This window comes from Pseudomonas sp. EL_65y_Pfl1_R83, assembly GCF_963970695.1.
Classification (GTDB): domain Bacteria; phylum Pseudomonadota; class Gammaproteobacteria; order Pseudomonadales; family Pseudomonadaceae; genus Aquipseudomonas; species Aquipseudomonas tritici.
This window is the reverse complement of record NZ_CAXAQI010000002.1, coordinates 451,237-470,838: the sequence shown is the minus strand read 5'-3', so window position 1 is coordinate 470,838 and position 19,602 is coordinate 451,237. Positions and strand designations below refer to the sequence as shown.

The 19,602-nt window shown below is 58.1% G+C and carries 10 protein-coding genes and 1 tRNA gene; 2 read left to right on the top strand and 9 right to left on the bottom strand.

Annotated features, from left to right (window positions below; all coding sequences use genetic code 11):
* Positions 1-373: 373 nt before the first annotated feature.
* From AACY08_RS04335 to AACY08_RS04315, 5 genes are all read right to left on the bottom strand, one after another.
* Positions 374-784 (bottom strand): hypothetical protein, encoded by a 411-nt coding sequence (locus tag AACY08_RS04335; protein ID WP_339468284.1) that lies wholly within the window; start codon positions 782-784, stop codon positions 374-376.
* Positions 785-786: 2 nt separating this feature from the next.
* The gene (locus AACY08_RS04330) at positions 787-8,058 is read right to left on the bottom strand and encodes a two-partner secretion domain-containing protein (protein WP_339468283.1); all 7,272 of its coding nucleotides are present in this window, start codon (positions 8,056-8,058) and stop codon (positions 787-789) included.
* A gap of 33 nt (positions 8,059-8,091) precedes the next feature.
* Positions 8,092-9,813, bottom strand: a complete 1,722-nt coding sequence (locus AACY08_RS04325) for a ShlB/FhaC/HecB family hemolysin secretion/activation protein (RefSeq protein ID WP_339468282.1) — start codon at positions 9,811-9,813, stop codon at positions 8,092-8,094.
* Between the two features lie 387 nt (positions 9,814-10,200).
* Positions 10,201-10,276: transfer RNA gene (locus AACY08_RS04320), tRNA-Asn, on the bottom strand.
* A 60-nt stretch (positions 10,277-10,336) separates the two neighbouring features.
* Positions 10,337-11,233, bottom strand: a complete 897-nt coding sequence (locus tag AACY08_RS04315) for a LysR family transcriptional regulator (protein WP_339468281.1) — start codon at positions 11,231-11,233, stop codon at positions 10,337-10,339.
* Between the two features lie 100 nt (positions 11,234-11,333).
* On the opposite strand from AACY08_RS04315, the gene lldD reads away from it, so the two are divergent.
* Positions 11,334-12,476 carry an FMN-dependent L-lactate dehydrogenase LldD gene (gene lldD, locus AACY08_RS04310; protein WP_339468280.1) on the top strand — a complete coding sequence of 381 codons (1,143 nt, stop codon included), beginning with the start codon at positions 11,334-11,336 and terminating at the stop codon, positions 12,474-12,476.
* 305 nt (positions 12,477-12,781) lie between these two features.
* The gene (locus AACY08_RS04305) at positions 12,782-13,708 is read left to right on the top strand and encodes a GGDEF domain-containing protein (RefSeq protein ID WP_339468279.1); all 927 of its coding nucleotides are present in this window, start codon (positions 12,782-12,784) and stop codon (positions 13,706-13,708) included.
* Between the two features lie 72 nt (positions 13,709-13,780).
* Here the strand turns inward: AACY08_RS04305 and AACY08_RS04300 are convergent, their stop codons facing one another.
* The 4 genes from AACY08_RS04300 to AACY08_RS04285 form a co-directional block, all read right to left on the bottom strand.
* Positions 13,781-14,548: a TenA family transcriptional regulator gene (locus AACY08_RS04300; RefSeq protein ID WP_445261414.1), complete on the bottom strand. Its 768-nt coding sequence runs from the start codon at positions 14,546-14,548 to the stop codon at positions 13,781-13,783.
* An 80-nt stretch (positions 14,549-14,628) separates the two neighbouring features.
* Entirely contained in the window at positions 14,629-17,091 is a 2,463-nt protein-coding gene (locus AACY08_RS04295; RefSeq protein ID WP_339468276.1) for an EAL domain-containing protein, read from the bottom strand.
* Between the two features lie 71 nt (positions 17,092-17,162).
* Positions 17,163-18,980, bottom strand: a complete 1,818-nt coding sequence (locus AACY08_RS04290) for an ABC transporter ATP-binding protein (RefSeq protein WP_339468275.1) — start codon at positions 18,978-18,980, stop codon at positions 17,163-17,165.
* Positions 18,973-19,575, bottom strand: coding sequence for a DsbA family protein (locus tag AACY08_RS04285; protein ID WP_339468297.1), 603 nt, complete (start codon positions 19,573-19,575; stop codon positions 18,973-18,975). Before AACY08_RS04285 ends, AACY08_RS04290 begins: the two co-directional genes overlap by 8 nt.
* Positions 19,576-19,602 lie beyond the last annotated feature (27 nt).

The following is a 19,602-nucleotide window of genomic DNA, read 5'->3' as shown; positions in this document are numbered from 1 at the left end:
GGGAACTAATTGGGGTTAGACCCCATTTACCTCTTTAATCAGGAGGCCTCGCCCCGCGTGAACCGTTACAGCCCGGACATTCGAGCCTCGAAACTAATTTAAACTAATTGGGGGTCAGACCCCATTTACCCCTTAGCAGACCCTGAGATCCCTGGAAATAGAACACGATCAACCGACAACGTCGTTCCGGAAGCCAACTGGATAGCTTGCTCGAGTGAATGTGCAATAGGTGTAGTGAACGGGCTGACGGCCTCTTGATTGATAAATGAGTGGTTCGTACAGCCCGCCAAAAATGAAATGACAGGCTGCAGGGACTTCAACATTGATATTCCTTAGAAAAGTAGGCAGTTATTCGCAACCGTGTTGCCGCTATTTAGGACATACCACTATAGGGGTCTGATACGGAGTCACCAAACTCAGATAGCGCGAGTGAAATCTCATTAAAAACTTCCGGTGACACGTCTTTAGGCGAGCGAGAGGCCAGGAAAATATTTATCGCCTCAAGCCCTAAGCTCGCCATAATGCTAATAACCTCTTCAGCCTGTTCCAGATCATGACCAGTCCATAAAGACAACAAGCAATGTTCAATTCGTTCCCTGAGACTGTTGCCTAACAAGCTATAGGTATGCCACTGCCTATCACTCAATTGCACCAATGACTTTACAACCTCCGCCTTACCGTTTTTTTTAGATTCGAACTCATCCAACAACTCGGAAAACTCCGTTTCAAGCTCCTCGCTGGTCATGAAATCTGGCAGCGCTGCGTAATACGCAAAATTTTTCATATTTAGAAATCCACAGGTATATGCGTTGTATTCGAAGCTTTCCGGTAGAGTACGCCGTCTTGACCCAGCAGTTTATTTCCTATTTTTATTTGCGCGGTCCAGCCAGAGCCCGAGTTCGAACCCACATAATTTGTTGCAGCGTTCGCATCTGGAGCATGCCACTTTATCTCGACCTTCTGGCCATTCAACGTGTACTGAAACTTGCTACCATCAGTGATAGTAGCTGAAGGTTTGAATAGATTTGGCGTGCCCGGCGGAACCAACTTTTGTAAATCTACGGCGTTAATTCTACCATTATTAATAAAACTCTTAGCTGAAGCGTGAGCATCAAAAAATGCCGCTGGCTTACTTGGCCCCGGCTGGTTTAAGTAGCCAAAGTCACCATCTGCTTGCGACGCAGGGGAAACCGGTTTTGAGACCGGCGGAACAGCGGGTCCATCCCGGTCGACTGTAGCACCACCGGTGCCTTTTGGACCGCCAGATAAATACTCTAGACCCTTCGCAACACGATTGGAAGCCGCCCCCTCAACAGATGCAATGCTTTTTCCTCTTGAAACGGCTGCGCCACCCATTTGGCCAAGGCGATCGTATGAGGCAGCTTGCGATTCGATCACCCCTTTCAAATAAATAAGGGTATTAACAGAGCGCTCAACCAGCAATCTCTTATAGCCTTCGCACACACTATTTTGGCACGGTATCGCCAACAAAGAGTCTAAGGATGCATTAACTCTATCGCGCGTTTCTCTTGCACGCATGAAACCGTTAATATCCTCTGCAAACTCAACATTAGCTAAGCTATCCTGGTCGTATTCCCCCTTATTCCACAAAGTCTCGCAGAGCTTCGGATCTTTAGCACAGGAAGCCATATCCTTCTCAAATTGTTTCTCTTCGGACACATGGTCAAGGTAGTTATACTGAGTCGCGTTTTCGGAAACAGCCGAAGCAATATCAATATCGCCATTCGTCGCTGCTGCACCTAATACGCCAACAATTTTAGAGAGGACCAGCAAATTAGATTTAGCCTGTTCGTACTCTTCTGTACCTGGCGTCAAATCATTGGGCAAAATCTTATCGCCCAACAGCCCAATCAGTATCTCGTTTGCGCCACCGGCGATGGCACCTGACTTAAAGTCTCCCCCCATCGCTTCGGCCAGCAAACCGCCGAGCCCTGCATGAAGAATTATTTTCTCTAGGGAACCGTCCCCCAGATTCAGGTCACCAATTTTCCCCGCACCGTAAGCACCACCAATACTCGCGGCAGCGCCCATGGCTGAACTAGCTAAGTTGTCCTTGAAGCTGCCACCGTACACCGTGGTTTTGATCAGCGCGTCAGCCGTTATCTTCATGGCAACGACTTTCAAACTTTCGGTGTTAAATGCCATTGCTCCCGGGTCGAAGTTCAGCCCTTTGGCAACACCCGCCGTCGCAAACGAAACGGCATACCCTTTCATGCTATCGGTGGAGGTGATGTCCTTGAAGACGGCGCCGATGTTTCCGCCGTTGTTGATAAAGCTGACGGTCGCGTTGGTCGCGGCTCCTGACGCGACCGCGCTCAGCCCATAACTCAGCGTGGTTCCAAGAGTCGAACTTAACGCGCCCAACGCGGCCGGTCCTACGACCGCTGCCATCAGAATGGCGATGATCAGTTGCGACGCTGGCCCCAGACCTGAGGTGTTGTATTTGAAGGATTCATGGATTTCCTTCACCACGCGCCAATCAACATCTCCGCGTTTTTCGGCTTCTTTGAGCCAGGCCATTTGCGGGTCAGCCGCAACCATTGCATCAATGGTCTGACTGACCGTTTGGTTATCGACGTGCCTGATATCGATGCTCAGACCTTCAACCGCTTTGATGGTGATGTTGCCGGCGGCCACCATCTGGGTCTGCCGCAGGGTCTCGTCGGTATTGCCTTTACCCTTGGCGGCGTTCCAAAACGCATTGTTGTTGGTTTTGGTGTGGCTTTCGTCGTGGAGGTCTTTCACCCCTTCAAAGGTGATCGCGCCGCCACTGTCCAGCGTCAGATTCTTACCGCTGTCGAGCTTCGCAACCTGATACCGCTGATCGCCACCACTTTTGAGTAAAAGGTCACCGCCGGAAGTGATCTCGCTGCCGACATGGGTCAGTTGGGTGACTTCGTCGTGCTTAAGCTTCAAGTTGCCGAAGCCGCCCTTCTTTTTCATGTCATAGAGGGAGTAATCGCGATTTTGCTCAGCTAGCAAGTTCAGTTGATTGCCGGCAACCAGATAGGCTTCGTCCCCCGCTTTGATTTTGCTGGAGACCATGTTCAGGTCGTGGAGTGCGGCGACGGTTACATCACCTCCTGCCTCAATCGTCGCGGCCTTTTGCTGAACATGATCCTCTTCCTTGTTGATTTTTTTGCCGCTGCGCTTGTAGCGGTACTCACTGGAGTCCTCATTGGCAGCGGCCAACAGGTTAACGTCGTTGCCCGAAAGGCTGACATCACCCCCCGCTTTCAGATGGCTGGCAGCCACCGTCAGATCATTCTTTGCCGCCACATTAAGGTCGCCACCAACCTTCACTTCGCTGGCATGTTGAACAGTCTGGCTCTGCTCCCAAAAATGCCGTTTGTCCTGACGCATAGAGCCAGTTTCTTCGCGAGCCGCTGCAATCACTACATCGTTACCCGCACCCAACTCCGCGTTCTTGCCTGCTGTAATGGCCCCGCCCACATTCAGCAGATCCCGCGCGGCATGCATCGTCAGGTTGTTTCCGGCTTCAATGCTCGCGGCGCTATCCACAACCGCAATTTTGGAGCTGAACCCTTTCCCACTGTTTTCAATCGTGGTGATGGTCCGGTCATTGCGGATGTCCCCAGTCAACGTGCTCAGCTCAACATCCTTGCCCTTGAGGATGCCGCCTTGCATGTTCACCAGGTCGTTGCCCGCCACCAGCTTTAGCTTCTCCCCAGCCTCGGCTAGCCGCGTGTTCACCAGATTGTTGCCTGCTGCTGCCGACAGATTTTCACTGGCACGCAGGGTCCCGGAGTTCTTCAGGTCCGCCCCGGCTATCAGCGTCACATCCTTGCCTTGAATCAGCGCGCCATCCGCCGTCAGGCGGTTGTTCGCCTGGGCCATGTACAACACGGGCACCAACACGTGTTCACCATTCACCACCTGGTCTTCCATCCAGACGATGTCGTGGGTCAGCGCAGCGACTTGTTGGGAGGTGAGGGTCACGCCGACGGAGAGGTTGAGTTGCTCCTTGCTGGCGATGGCGTTGTTCATCAAATACTTGAACATGCCTTCATCGGTAGTCTGGCCAGCGATAAAACGTTGGCCCGTTCGAGCAGTGACGGCTTGCTGGATCAGGCGCTGTTCATAAAGGCCATCACCCAGGCGTTTCCAACTCGTTTCCGGGTCGTAACCGAGTTTTCCCAGCAGGTAGTCCGAGCTCATGAACTGTCTGAGGTCGGTAAAGGCAGAGTTGGTTTCGACCAGATATTTTGGACCAACGAACACGCGACTGGCGTCCGAGCCTTGGATATTGGCCTTGCTAAGGTCCTGGCTGTTTTTGGCAGCGGCGGCGCTGTCGACAACGTGGAACAACCCGTTCGTACCGCTTGGCAAAGCGAAGCCCGGCATGATGGTCGGGTTGACTTGTTGCTGTGCCAGGTCCGGTGGAAGTTGTGGGTTCAGCACGACGACAGCGGGCTTAGTCACGGTCGTGACGCCGCCTTTGTCCGCGACGGGCGTTGGAGGTGTGAATTGCACGATGCTGCTGTTTTCCAGCTGCTGGGTAGCCTGAATGCTGATGTTGCCGCCGGCTTGAATCACTGAGGCGATCGGATCGCCCGGGGTCACGGTGGTGGTGTCACCCACTAGGTTGAAAGAGTTGAGCGCGCCCACCGGCAGTACCTTTGGATTGGGCTGCGCGTTATAGGGGTTGATCCAGTTGGCGCGGAAGCGCTCATCTGTACCGTCGCTAACGCGACCTGTATTCCATGTGCGTGTGCGTGTGCTGGTGCCGGTAGTGGCCCCGATGTTGGCGAAGTTGTCGGCAGTGATCAGCAGATCCGCGCCCGAGGCCATAGTGCTGTATTTATTGAGCACGCTTGACCCATCAATGGTCAGCTTGGCACCGCTTTGGATCGATGAGCTCGCCGAATCCGTCGCCACCACACTTTTGGAGACTTCGTGTGCCACGTAGTCGACGTTGTGGTGATCACCACCGCAGTCGTAGCAGGTCACGCTGAGGTAGCCTGACACGGCCTCATCGACCGTGCTGAAAACGTCCTTGCGGTTGATCACGTTGTCGCTGCGCACCAACACGTCGTTGGTGGCCTCGATATGGCTTGAGATGTTTTCCAACGACGCACTGCGTGCCACGCCGTCGCGAGCCATCATGCTCAGGCCGCCCAGGCTGTAGATATCGGCGTAGTAATTGGTCAGGTTCTTGAAGCGCAGCGTCATGTCAGTGCCGCTGAAGATAAGGCCGTGGTCGTTGCGCACTGCTTCGGCGTTCAGGTCAACCTTGCCGGCACCACCGAGGGTACCGGTGTTGATGACGTTGGTAGCGGTCAGGGAGAACGCCCCGCCACTGGTGATGCGCCCGGCATTGGTCCAGGTGTCGCCCTTACCGGTGAAACTCTGGCTGGCGGCAAGCTTGCCGGTGGCTGCCTGATTGAACTGGCCTACGGTGATGTTGAGCACATCAGCTTGAACGTCGGTGCTGTTGTCCCAGGTCGCGGCATCGACGGTCAGTGTGCCGGCAGTGGAAACGCTTCCGCCGATATTGCTGAACTTCGCCAGATCGACTCCAAAGGTCCCGGTGCCGACGTGCTGGATATTGCCACCCGTGTTGTTGAAGCTGGCCATGCGCAGGGCCACGTCATGGTTGGCGGCCTCGATCATGCCACTTTGGTTGTCCAACATTTGCCGACTGGCCACGCTGGCGGTGCCTAGTTGGCCGAGGGAGCGCAGCTTGCCGTTCTGGTTGTTGATGGAGACGGCGTCGATCAGCAAACCGCTGCTGCCTTCGACCAGGCCAGATTGGTTGCTCAGCTCGCCAGTGAGGCCGAAATCGATGGCGTCGGCGGCCGCTCGGCCTTGGATGTTGTTGAGGTCGTGAGCACGAACCGTCAGCTTTTGCTTGGCCAGCAGGGCGCCGTCTTGGTTGTCGAGGGTGGCAGTGGTGATCAGTGCATCGCCACTCAAAGCGGACACTTGGCCGCCGTTATTGAGTACTGATTGTTGCGCACCCAAGTCGAGCGAATCGGCCTGGATCAGCCCCGCGTCGCCCACGACAGTCAACGACTTGCCGTTATCCAGCACCGTTGCCAGGGTGGTTTTAAGCTTACCTGCAACGCTGGCTAAAACGCCGCCACGGTTATCGACACTCTTGGCATCGATATCGAGTTCGCCGGTCTGGGTGATGACACTGCCATCTTGGTTGTTCAGTCCCTCACTCAGAGTCGCGGTGATTCCGCTCTGACTGAGCAGGCTGCCGGTGGCGTTGTCCACCGCACCGCCGTTGAGGGTCAGCCCCTGCTGGGTGCTGATGATGCCTTTGCCGGAGTTGATCAGTTGCTGGTGGGCCGTGAGGCCCATTGCATTGGCGGACGCGATGTAGCCGTCGAGGCTGTTGTCGATGATGTCGGCGGTCAGGGTGAGCCGGCCTTGGCTGATCAGTTTGCCGCCTTGCTGATTGAAGGTTTTGGCGCTTGAGAGAATGTCGCCCTGGCTGGTGATCTGACCCTTAACGTTTTCGACGGTGGTGCCGTCCAGGGTCAGCGCACCTTTGGCGGTGATTTTGCCGCTGCTATTGTCTAGGCTGGCCACGTCCAGGCCAAGCGTGTCCTGGCTGCTGATGATGCCGTTGGTGTTCTTCACCGCTGTCGCTTTCAGCGTTTGTTCACCGCCGCTGGCAAGGGTGCCGTTGTCGCGGTTATCGAGCGTACCTCCAAGGGTAGTTTTGGCCGTCCCCTGGCTGGTCAGGGTCCCGCCGCGATTGTCGATGTCCTTAGCGTTGAGCGTCAGATCTGTGTTGGCCGAGAGTGTGCCGGCACGGTTATCGAGGGTTTCAGTGGCAGTGACCTTGAGGTCGCGGCTGGCGATGACGCTCTGGCCACGGTTGTCGATGTTCTTGGCGGTGAGGCTCACATCACCGGTCTGATTGCGGGTGTTCTCCGGGGTGACACCGGCCTCGACCATGCCGAGGTTGTCGAGCTGACCGTCGCTGGTCAGCTTGACGCTGTCCTGAGCAGCGATGGAACGGCGGTTGGTCAGTGTGCCTTGGGTGGTTGCTTCGACTCGAGTACCGCCATAGATCGCACCTCGGGCATCGAGGCTCTGGGCGTTAATGACAACCGCTTCGGCCGCCGTGGCTTGCGCCAGGCTCAGGTGACCATTGGCATCCAGCTGCATATCGCCGCCACTGGCGAGCATCTTGCCGTCGAGTTTTACCCCGACACCGGCTTCGCTGCTGACCAGCCTGATCGCCCCGGCGTACATGCCGCCCAAGGCCGAGGAGTCGATGGCCAATTGTGGGGCGTTGGCTGGGTTGGCGGCCCGTGCAGTGGCTTTTAGGGTCTTGGCATCAACGTCATTGGCACCCGCGATGATCGTCAGCTTCTTGGCCTGGATCTCGGCATTGATCTTGGCTGAGCGGGCGATGATTTCGAAGCTGTCGATGTTGGTGGTGTTAAGGCCGGTGCCTTCGATGGACACGCTGCCTTGGTCGACTTGGTAGCGGCTGACCTGGCCGTTTTCGATCACTGCTTTACCCGTGGTCAACGTGGCCTGCGGGGTGTTGATGAAGCCGCAGCCGTTGCAGGTGATGCCATAGGGGTTGGCAACAATAACGTGGGCCGACTGCCCCGCCACTTCGGTAAACCCGCGTAACTGGCTCGGACTACCACCGTTCACCTCGTTGAGGATCACATTTGCGGCATTGCCCTTGAGATTCGAGTTGCCGAGGATGATCCCGCCCAACTGCGTGGACTGGGTCCGGCTGGTGGCGTTGTTGAGGATCACGCCCTGCTGGCCGACGTTGTAATCCTTGAACTGGTTATGCGACAGACCACCGCCATTGGGCGCAGCAATATTGACGATCGGCACGCCATTCGCCGCCTGCCCCAGGCTGGTTCCAGGTGCGCTGACTACAATTCCGTCCGCCTGCGCCAGCAACGGCTGCCAGAACATCGCGTTGGCCAACACCAACGCTAATCCACGTTTGGGCAACCCCAAAAAGTTGGAACGGCTTTTCAGGGCTGCAGAAGGTTGGCGCGCGAGGAAGGCGAACTGGCGAACGTCCATGTCATGTCTCGATGCCCAAGGGGCGGTAAAGATTTAAAGGAAGAAATCCATGCGGAAATAAACCGGCGCTTCACGTTCAGTGATGGGCCCCGGTCGTTCCAAAGAGCGTGCGAAGGTCACCGTGGCGGCGACGTTCTGGCCGCGTGCAAACAGCTCCACGGCGTTACTGGTCATGCGTCCGTGTTGTTCGGCGTTGTAGCGGCCGTGGCTGATCACGCCTTGGTCGTAGCCGAGACTGGTGCCGTACTCGGCGAACACCGGTTGCAACCACGCGAGAGTCACCGGGCGGCTCCAGCGCAGGTCGTTGCGCCAGTAGCCGCCGCTGTCGCCAGACAGGCTCTGGTCCTTGTAGCCGCGAATCGAAGATTGCCCGCCGAGGCTCATGCGCTGCGGGCTGAACAGCACGTCTTCACTGCGTTGGCCGGTCATCAGGCTGCTGAAACTGAACGACTCGCCCCATAGCTTGAAGGGGTACAGGTAGCTCAGCGTCGCGGTGTATTTGCGGTAGCGCGCATCGGCCTGGCCGGGGCGTGGGTTGTGATTGGCCTGGGCGTCGAACGCACCGATACCGTCCTGCATGCCCAGGTCGATGTTGAGGAATGAACCGCCAATGCGTCGGCCATGGTTGATGCCGAATTGGGCTTCGCTGAAGCGGTTGCTGCTCAAAGCGAGCTTGCTGTCTTCGACGAAGTTATTGGTGCGCAGGTAGGCCACGCCGGTGCTGAGAGAGGTTTTGCTCAGGGCGTCGCGATGGACCACCCGCTCCAGGCGCAACTGGTGGTTCTGGCTGTCGCCGGACTGCTTGAAGTTGAAGTCGTTGGCCTGGGCCAGCGCGCGGTATTCGGTTTCGCTGTAGCTGTAATTGAGGTTCCACCAGCCGAAGGGCAGGTTGTAATTGAGCATCGAGTTGCGCGAGGTTTTCTGGTGGTCACTGATCGCATCGTGGCCGCCACGCAAAGAGAGTTGATCGGCCAGGCCCAGCGGGTTGTCCCAGTCCAGGCTGACGCCCCACTGCTGTTCACCGGTGCTGCGTTGGCCGCCGTTATGGCGTGAAAGGCCAACGCGCCAGGGCTTTTGCGGGGTGTTCTTGACCAGCACTTCGCTGCCGCCGACGTTCTTGCCCGGTGCCAATTCCATTTGTGCCTGGTTCGACGGCAGGCGGTTCAGTTGGTCGACCATCTGCTCGATTTCGCGCAAGTTGAGCAATTCGCCGGTTTTGCCGGGGAAGCTCATGGCCAGTTGACGGTCAGTTATCCCGCTGCCTTCGGCGCCCTTCATGCCTTCCAGACGGCCTTCCACCACTTGTACCTTGAGGTTGCCGCTGGCGAGGTTTTGTTGCGGCAGGTAGGCGCGACTGGTCACCAAGCCTTTAGCGAGGTAGTGGTCGGTGATGACTTTGAGCAGATCATTGAGTTGCGGTACGCCGAGACATTGGCCGATATAGGATTTGAGCAGACTGGCGCGCTCACCTTCGGACAACGCGTCGGCGCCGGTGAGCTCGATGGTGTTGATGGGAAAGCAGCGCGTGTCGGCGGCGGCTGCCGGCTTGGCAGGCGCTGCGGCTTTGCCGGGCAGGTCCTTGAGTTCTTCGAGGCGACGTTGTTGCTCTTCGAGCAGGCGGTCCTGGCGGTCGCGAATCAGGTCGGTGACGCCGGGTGCATTCTGCAGGGGTGCGGCTTGCGCCACTCCGGCGATGCCCAGGCAAAAAAAAGCGGACAGCAGGCTGAGCCTGGTCCGACGTAACGTACGCCACATCGCTAGATCCCTCTACATGGCACAGTGCCATCAATTTGCGGCGATCATAGGGTGGCGAAATATTGGCGTCAATTAACTGTACAATTTTTTTATGCCAATTAGGGATGTCGGGGGACTGGTAGGTCCGAAAATCAGGCAGCCTCTTTTGAATCACCCCCAGGACGCTTGTCGCTGAGCATGAAAAATACCTGCATCGCTGCAAGAATTTCTCAATCTAGGCTGTTACCCGGCCCGCCTTTGGTTGAAACGACTGCAGCGACTTTCATGGGGCTTCCCTCTGAATCGTAGGATTAGAGACGGCTTCATGCTGGTCACGCTGTGCGCTTTGATCACCCCGGAGAAATCCAAGGCAAAAAAAAGCCTGCATCTCTGCAGGCTTTCTCTATCTGGCTCCACGACCTGGACTCGAACCAGGGACCCAATGATTAACAGTCATTTGCTCTACCAACTGAGCTATCGCGGAATGCGCCGTATGTTACTGATTGAAAAGGAGAAGTCAAGCTTTCTATGGCACTCGCTGAGATTAAAACGGATGGCCGGTTGAGTCTGCGTGCTCGCTGGCCATCTCCAGCCAGGCCAGGGCGGCGGGTGGTAAGTGAGCGCTGGCTCGCCAGGCCAAGGCGATGTGCCAGTCGGTGTGGGGTTCGTCCAAGGGGATCAGGGCGATGCCCGCGTGTTGATGTTTGTGCGCCAGCATGCGCGGCAGGAAAGCCACGCCCAAACCGGCGGCGACCAGGTCGACGATGAAGTCGATCTGGCCGCTGCGCGCCGTCACCTTGGGGGTGACGCCTTTGCGTTCGCACGCGGCGAGAATTTTGGCGTTAAGGGCGAAGCCGGCTTCAAACAGGATGAAGGGTGAATCCGCCAAGTCGGTGAAGTCGATGCGTTTGCGCAGGGCCAATGGGTGGCTGATGGGCAACACCGCGATCAGTGGTTCATTGCGCACGGGTTGGCAATCGAAGCCTTCATCCACCGGCAGCAGCAGCGCCGCCAGGTCGACCTCCCCCGCTTCCAGGCACTCTCGCAGTTTTTTGCTGCCGTATTCGGTGAGTTCGATGTCGATGTCCGGATAGCGACTGCGGTAGGTGGCAAACATCGTCGCGAACAACACGCCGCAGCCCACAGGCGGCAAGCCGATGCGTAGCACGCCACGCTTGAGGCCGCGCAGGTCGTTGATCTCGGCCACCAGGTCGTTGTGCTCGGCGAGCAGCACCAAGGCGCGGCGGTAGGCAATGTCGCCGGCGGCGGTGAGTTCGTTGCGGTGGCCGAGACGGTTGAGCAACGGCGTGCCCAGCTCGTCTTCGAGGGTCTTGACCGCCTTGCTCACGGTGGATTGGGTCAGGGACACCACCTCGGCAGCCTGGGAGAAGCCACCTTGGCGCACCACTTCGACAAAGGTACGCAGTGTTCTCAGGTTCATCGGTATTCCTTTGGCGACTGGCCAGCAGTGATAAAAGTTGTTTTTATCATGCCAGATATTTGCCTATCCTGATCCGCCCTGGCTTGTGGAGACACTGTTCATGATCATCTCGTCCGCCTCCGACTACCGCGCAGCCGCCAAGCGCAAGCTGCCGCGCTTCCTGTTCGACTACATTGACGGCGGCGCCTACGCCGAACACACGATGCGCGCGAACAGTTCGGACCTGGCCGAGATCAGCCTGCGCCAGCGCGTCCTGCGCAATGTGGATAACCTGAGCCTGAAGACCACGGTGTTCGGCCAGACACTGGACATGCCGGTGATCCTCAGCCCGGTGGGCCTGACCGGCATGTATGCGCGACGCGGCGAAGTGCAGGCCGCCAAGGCAGCGGAGAACAAAGGCATCCCGTTCTGCCTGTCGACGGTATCGGTGTGCCCAATTGAAGAGGTGGCGTCGCAAAGTGCGCAGGCGATCTGGTTCCAACTGTATGTGCTCAAGGACCGTGGCTTCATGCGCAACGCACTGGAACGAGCGCAGGCGGCCGGCGTCACGACGCTGGTATTCACTGTGGATATGCCCACGCCCGGCGCGCGCTACCGCGATGCCCACTCGGGCATGTCCGGGCCCTTCGCAGCACAGCGACGCATGTTGCAAGCTGTCACCAAGCCGCAATGGGCCTTTGATGTGGGGTTGATGGGCCGCCCGCACGACCTTGGCAATATCTCCAAGTACCTAGGCAAACCCACCCACTTGGAAGATTACATCGGCTGGCTGGCCAACAACTTCGACCCGTCGATCAGTTGGAAAGACCTGGAGTGGATCCGCGAATTCTGGAAGGGCCCGATGATCATCAAGGGCATCCTCGACCCACAGGATGCCAAGGACGCGGTGAGTTTCGGCGCCGATGGCATCGTGGTTTCCAACCATGGTGGTCGTCAATTGGATGGCGTGCTGTCCACCGCTAAAGCCTTGCCACCGATTGCCGATGCGGTGGGCGACGACCTTACGGTGCTGGTCGACTCCGGCATCCGTTCCGGGCTGGACGTGGTGCGCATGCTCGCCCTGGGTGCCAAAGCCTGCCTGCTGGGTCGCGCCAGTGCCTACGCGCTGGCCGCCGATGGCCAGCACGGCGTGGAAAACCTGCTGGACATCTTCGCCAAGGAAATGCGCGTGGCCATGACCCTCACGGGCGTGACGTCGATTGACCAGATTGACCAAACCACCTTGGTTGGCCAACACCTTTAAAACGGGTACCCATCAGCCAAATAACCGGCGTGATTATTCAACGACTGTTTCTACCGATAGGAATAGTCGTTGTTTTATAAGAACATTTAATAATGTTAAACCATTTGGCACGAATATCGCTCTAACCTCTCCAAGCAGGTTAAGCGATGACAAGACGTGCGGTGGTTCCCTGGGGTTATAACCCAGTAAAAAGCGGTCTAAACTGTAACCAATGTTTTACGGAACTGAAGGAACAGTTAGACGCTTGGCACTCGCCACTCTCATCGAGCCTGTAAGACAGCTAAGAGCTTAGAGGCCGATTGCTCATGAAAACACCTACCCAGACCAACGCAATTGACTTCGACAGTGCCAAATTGCAGCGCCTGGGGTTTGGTCAGCCATCCCTCGTCCCACACCGTCCCACCACTATCAGCCAACTTCGCCAGCAACTGGGCCTGCAACTGCAAACCAGCCTGGAGCCGGAGCGCATCCTCGGTGTTTTCTTCCGAGAGATCCAACGCCTGGTGCCTCTGGACGCCCTGCAATACCGCCATCAAGCCAGCGACCTGCGCCTGGAGTTCGGCCATCGCGGTCACCATACGGTAAGCTATAGCCTGAGCCATGAAGGCGAGCACCTCGGTGAATTAATCTTTCGCCGCAACCAGCGCCTGGTGGAAGAAGAACTGGGCCAGCTCGAATCCCTGCTGGCCACCCTGCTCTACCCGATGCGCAACGCTCTGCTCTACCGTGCCGCCACCCGCAGCGCCCTGCGCGACCCGTTGACCGACACCGGCAACCGCATTGCCATGGACCAGAATTTGCAACGGGAAATCGACATGGCGCGCCGGCACCTGAACCCGCTGTCCTTGCTGATGCTCGACATCGACCACTTCAAGGTCATCAACGATACCCACGGCCACACCGCCGGCGATACCGTGTTGCGCGCCGTCGCCGCAGCGATAAAGAGTCAATTGCGCAACGTGGACATGGTGTTTCGATTTGGCGGGGAAGAGTTTCTGATCCTGCTGTCCAACACCGGCCGAAACGCGGCGGCAATGGTCGGCGAACGCCTGCGCCAAGCGGCACAGACCCAGGATTACCGGGTGGATGGAGAGCGGATCGAATTGACGGTGAGCCTCGGTTGTTCGACCTTGCTGGCGGCAGAGTCTGCCGAAAGCCTGCTGCGACGAGCTGACAGCGCGTTGTACGTGGCCAAGCGCGAAGGCCGCAACCGCTTGGCGATGGCGGGGTAAGCCCTAACCGTTAAAGTCGAATGACATAACGGTGGCGAGGGAGCTTGCTCCCTCGCCACATTACCTACTGCATCAGGCTTCGCTGGCGACCCGCGCCTGGCGCTCACGCACCAAGGCTGGCGCCTTCTCTTTCTCCAGGCGCATGCAACTTTCCAGGAAGAGATACATGTAGTCGTAGCTCTTGCACACGGCTTGGCGCAGCTCTACCTGCAATTGCTGGGTCGGGTTCATGCCGGCCAGGGTGCAGATGATTTCCAGCGCCTCCCACGGGTGGGCGTCATCGTACTGGGCGTGCATCTTCAGCCACTTCATCGCGCGCTTGCGCTCTTCCTCTGGGAAGGCCGCTGCGTAGACGCCGGTAGAACACACCACCGCAGACCATTCCCCCGTCGCCCCCTCGATTGCGTAGTTGGTCGCGGCAATCGCCACGATCAGCGAATCGGCAGAGCTAGTGTGCCAGCACCAATGGCTCAGTGCGTGCAGCTCCGGCGGCACATTCTGGGCCTGCAAGTCTTCCAGGCTCACGCCGTGAGCACGGGCCCAATGCACCCAATAGTCGGCATGGTTGAGTTCCACACGAATATTGCGCATCAGCCAGCGGCGCGCCATGTCCTCCCCCGGATGGCGGGCAAATTTGGTCTTGGTGAGGTTCTGTGCCATGTACAAGGCAAACTGTTCCACCACAGGCCAGCCACCGATCAGGTAGTGGCGCATGGTCTTGGCGCTGAGCGTGTTATCGCGCATGCGCTGGTACAGTTCGTGTTCGACAACGCGACGCTTGCTCTCGCTACAGTCCTGGATCAGTTTTTGTGCCCAGGCGGGATAACTCGAGGCTTCCATAAGCGGGCCGGTTCTGTTGAATGTGTCGATCACTGTTTAAGGCTCCTTTTTAAGTGTGATTGTACAGACCAGCGAATGTTTCAGCGGAATGTGCCAGGCGCCTTGAATAACAGGGGCTGCGGCCGCACAGGTCGACACTGCAAGCTATCAAAGGTAAACAATTGCGGTCGTTCAATCAGGTAGCCCTGAGCGTAATCAACACCAATGTCGAGTAGTGCCTGTTCGATTTGCGGTGTCTCGACAAATTCTGCAATTGTGCGCTTACCCATGACATGGCCGATGTGATTGATCACTTCGACCATCGCGCGGTTAATCGGGTCGTCCAGCATATCCTTTACGAAACTTCCATCGATCTTCAGGAAGTCTACAGGTAAATGTTTGAGATAAGCGAATGAGGACATTCCGGCACAAAAGTCATCCAGCGAGAACTGACAACCTAAGGCTTTGAGTTCATTAATAAAACGGATTGCACTGCCCAGATTAGCGATCGCACTGGTTTCGGTAATTTCAAAACAGATCATGCCGGGCGGAATATTGTAAGTATGAAATTTCTCACGTAAAAATCCGAGAAACTCATCATCACCAATAGTTATACCTGACAGATTGATCGCACACACGGCCATAGGGCGGTTCGGACGCTCCTGCAGGCAACGGGCGATGATCTTGAACACATTCTCCACCACCCAACGGTCCAGGGACGTCATCAGACCGTAACGCTCGGCCGCAGGGATAAAGCTGTCAGGCAAGATGATGCGGCCGGCCTCATCATGCAGGCGCAGCAGGATTTCGATATGCCCATTGCCCGCATCGGTCTGTCCCAGGGGCGAGATTTCCTGGGCGTAGAGGCAAAACCGATTCTCTTCCAAGGCCATGTGCAGGCGCTGCACCCAGGCCATCTCGCCAAAGCGCAGGGACAATTCCGAATCATCGGCGTGGTACACCTGCACACGGTTGCGACCTTTCTCCTTGGCCATGTAGCACGCCATGTCGGCGGCGCGCAGCGAGGTTTCCAGGGTGGTTGGGGTTTGCCCAAGGTGCACCAGGCCGACGCTGACAGTGGTCATGAACGGCCGGCCCTTCCACACAAAATGCAGGCTCTGCACAGTATGGCGCAGGCTCTCGGCGATTTTTTCCGCCACGACCGCCGGGCAGTTTTCCAGCAAAATGCCGAACTCATCCCCCCCCAGGCGCGCCAGGGTGTCGCCCTCGCGCAGGTCCGACTGCAGCAACGCGCAAATATGTCGCAACAGTTCATCACCTGCCGCATGACCACAGGTGTCGTTGACCAGCTTGAACTGGTCCAGGTCAAGAAACATCAATGCATGCCGCCCGCCGTCCTGCTGCCCTGCTGGGTGCAGCACCTGTTCCAGGCGGAATTCGAATTCGCGGCGGTTGGCCAGGCCAGTCAGGGCGTCATGGGTTGCCTGCCAGGACAGGTTGGCGATGTATTGGCGCTCTTGGGTCATGTCATGCAACACCAGCACCGCCCCCGTGACCTTGCCGTCGCTGCGGATCGGCGCCCCCACCAGGGTTACCGAGACCGTGCTGCCATCCAGCCGCTGGATGGTCTTTGAATGCTCGCTGCCGCCGCTGAGCTGGCCCTTGACAATATGTTCGATCAGGGTAAACCCGTCGGGCTCGGCATCGTCATCCAACAAGTTGAACAGTGCTGCCAGCGGCAGTCCCTGAGCCTGGGCCGAATGCCAGTGCGTCAGCGCCTCGGCTGCCGGGTTCATATAGGTAATGGCACCGTCGACGTCGGTGGTGATCACTCCATCGCCAATCGACTCCAACGTGATCTGCGCTCGCTCCTTCTCCTGTTGCAGGGCGTTGGCGAAAGCGTGGCGCTGGGCCAGCAACTTATGCGTGCGCAACAGCGCCAGCGCAATCAGGCCAAGGGCCGTGGCCAGGTTGGTAATCAGCAGCAGCCGCAGGATCATCCGCGAGCCTTCGCCCAACGCATCGCTGAAGGCCTTGGCAGCTGGCGTTACGCCTTCATTGATCGCGATGATATGCGCCTTCCATTGCCGCACGTCGTGGGCGCTGACTTGGTCGCGGATGATTGCGCCGTGCATCTCCTGGGCCAGGCCATCGAGTTGCACCAGGTAGCCATCGCCCACGGTCCACAACTCGATGGCTTTTTCCAGGTAGCTGAAGTGACGAAAATTGAGGTACAGCCAAATCAGGCTCGATACGTCATCCGGGTGGTTGCCCCCCTTGAGAATGCCCAGCCGCGCAGCCGTAAGATCAGGCGTAGGACGATCGAGGGCGATGCGCAGCTCATGCCCGCCCTGAGGCACGGCTATGGCCTGCTTGTATCTGAGGTACGTGGCTTCGTCACGGTTGTCAGCGTAGAGCGTGAGGTAGTAGATGGCGTCTTTTTGGCCCTTCGACCACAGGCTCTCGCCGGCCACATAGCCGCGCACAGCTGAAAGCATGAAAAGACTGACACAGCCCAACAATGCCTGAAACAGCACCACGGCGATGAAAGGCCACACAATGCCCAACAGCCTTGGCGTTCCGAAAGTACGCTTTTGCTTCATGAAGTCCCTTGCACATGCACTGCTGGATACGCACGCGAAAAACCGCTTCCGATAGCTCAGCTTAGGCTGAATCAACGTACTTGCTGTAAGTGCCCGTAGAGTTTGGCGTACAAGCCGCCATCGGCAATCAATTGCTGATGATCACCGTCCTCAGCAATGTGACCGCCGTCGAACACTAATACTCGGTCGGCTTGCTTAACCGCCGACAGGCGGTGGGCGATGATCAGTGTAGTACGCCCACTGAGAAACCGCGCCAGCGCCTGGTGCAGGCTGTACTCGGTAGCGGCGTCCAGGGCGGAAGTTGCTTCGTCGAGGATCACCACTTTCGGCTCGGCCAACACCATGCGCGCAATCGCCAGGCGTTGACGCTGCCCGCCGGAAAACCTCACTCCGGAGCGCCCCACCACACTGTCCAAGCCCATCGGCAATACCTTGACGGTAGCATCCAACTGGGCGATTTCCAGTGCCTGCCAGCAGGCCTGGTCGCTGCGCTCGCGACCCATGGTCAGGTTGGCGCGCACGGTATCGTTGAACAGCGCGGGATGTTGCAGCACCACGGCGACGTTTTCGCGGATGCTCTCCAGCCCGATTTCCTGCTGAGTGGCACCACCAAAGCGGATAGTTCCAGCCTGTGGCGTATACAGCCCGAGCAGCAGTTGCACCAAGGTACTTTTACCGCCGCCGCTGGCGCCGACGATTGCCACTTTCTCGCCCGGCGCAATGACCAGGTTCAACTGGTCGAGCACCAGGTCTTCGCCGTAGCCGAAGTCCAGGCCGCGCACTTCGATGCCGACGGTCTCACGCCCGATAAACGGGTCTTCACCCCCGGCATACTGCGGTTCGTCGGCACGTGCCAGCAGTTCGTTGATCCGCGTCAGCGCACCGCCCGCCGCGTAATAGGCATATTGCAAGTTCAACAGTTGTTCCACCGGCCCGATCATGAACCATAAGTAACTGAACACCGCGAGCATCTGGCCAATGGAGAGGTCGGAAAACAACACGGTGAGCATGGCGGCCGCACGGAAAATATCGATACCAAACTGGAACAGCAAACCACTGGCGCGGCTGGAAGCGTCGGTTTTCCACTGTGAATGAATGGCAAAGTCACGCACTTCCCGGGCACGCTGGCCCAGGCGCCCGAGGAAAAAGCCCTGGCGGTTGCCGGCGCGCACTTCCTGGATAGCGTCGAGGGTCTCGGTCAAGGCCTGGGTGAAGCGCGACGTACTGTCGTTTTCCAGCTTCTTCAAGTGTTTGACGCGTTTGCCCAACTGCACCGTGGCGTAGATCACCAGCGGGTTGAACAACAGGATCAGCAGCGCCAATTGCCAATGCATCCACACCAGGATCGCCGAAGTGCCTACCAGCGTGAGCATGGCCACCAGAAAGCGGCTGAGGGTTTCGCCGACAAATCTATCCAGGGTATCCAGGTCGGTGACCAAGTGCGTGGTGACCGTGCCACTGCCCAGGCTTTCGTACTCGCCCAGGGAAATACGCTTGAGCCGCTCGATCAGGCGCACCCGGATGCGGTACACGATGTCCTTGGCCAGCCGCGCAAACAGCCGCGCCTGCACTACGTTGAACACCAGGGCACCGCAGCGCAGACACAGGGTCACCAGCAGCATGAGGCCGATATACCCGGCCGCTTTCTGCCAACCCAGCGGGAGGGCGTGGTTCATCACTTTGAGGGCAGCATCGCCATGACCCAGCAGCACTTCGTCCACCAGCAACGGCAGTAGCAAGGGGATCGGTACACTGCACAGGGTTGCCAGCACGGCGACACCATTGGCGAGCCACAGGGATTTCTTGTGACGCAGGGCCAGGCGGCGAATTTCCGCCCAGGTCAGTCGGTCCACACGTTTGCCGGCATCTTTGTCTGGCTGATCATGCACAGGTCGCTCGCTCCAGCCACCGGCCCAACAACGGCGACAGCTCGGACAACGGCTGGTAACCGTTGGTCAGCAGGGCCAACTGGCCATTACGCTCGGCCAACAGCGTCGGGAAGCCGGCGATACCCAAGTCCTGCACCCAAGTGAAGTCGGCAGCCGTGGCAGCATGCTGCTCGGCACGGTCAAAAGCACCGGCGAACTCGATACGCGGAATGCCCGCCTGCTCGGCCAGCTCCACCAGCACGCTGGCAAGGGTCACATCGCAGCCCTCGACATAAAAAGCACGCTGGATCAGCCCCAGCAGTTTCCACGCGCAATCCGGCGCCAAGCTGCGGGCGGTAACGATAGCGCGGCACGCGGGCTCCGTGTCGTACACAAAACCGTCAGGCAATGCGCCTTCGCGTTTGAACGGCTGGCCGGTGGCGTCGGTGACGGCCTGCCAGTGCTCCAGGATGTAGCGGCGGGTCGTCGGCTCCAACGCCGCGCCACTGCCAGTGCGCAGGCCGCCCACCACCAGGTGCAGTTCCACACCGGCCGACTGGGCCTGCTTCACCAACGCCTCGGCCACCGGGGCAAAGCCCCAGCACCAGGAACACATCGGGTCCATTATATAGAGCAGGCGCGC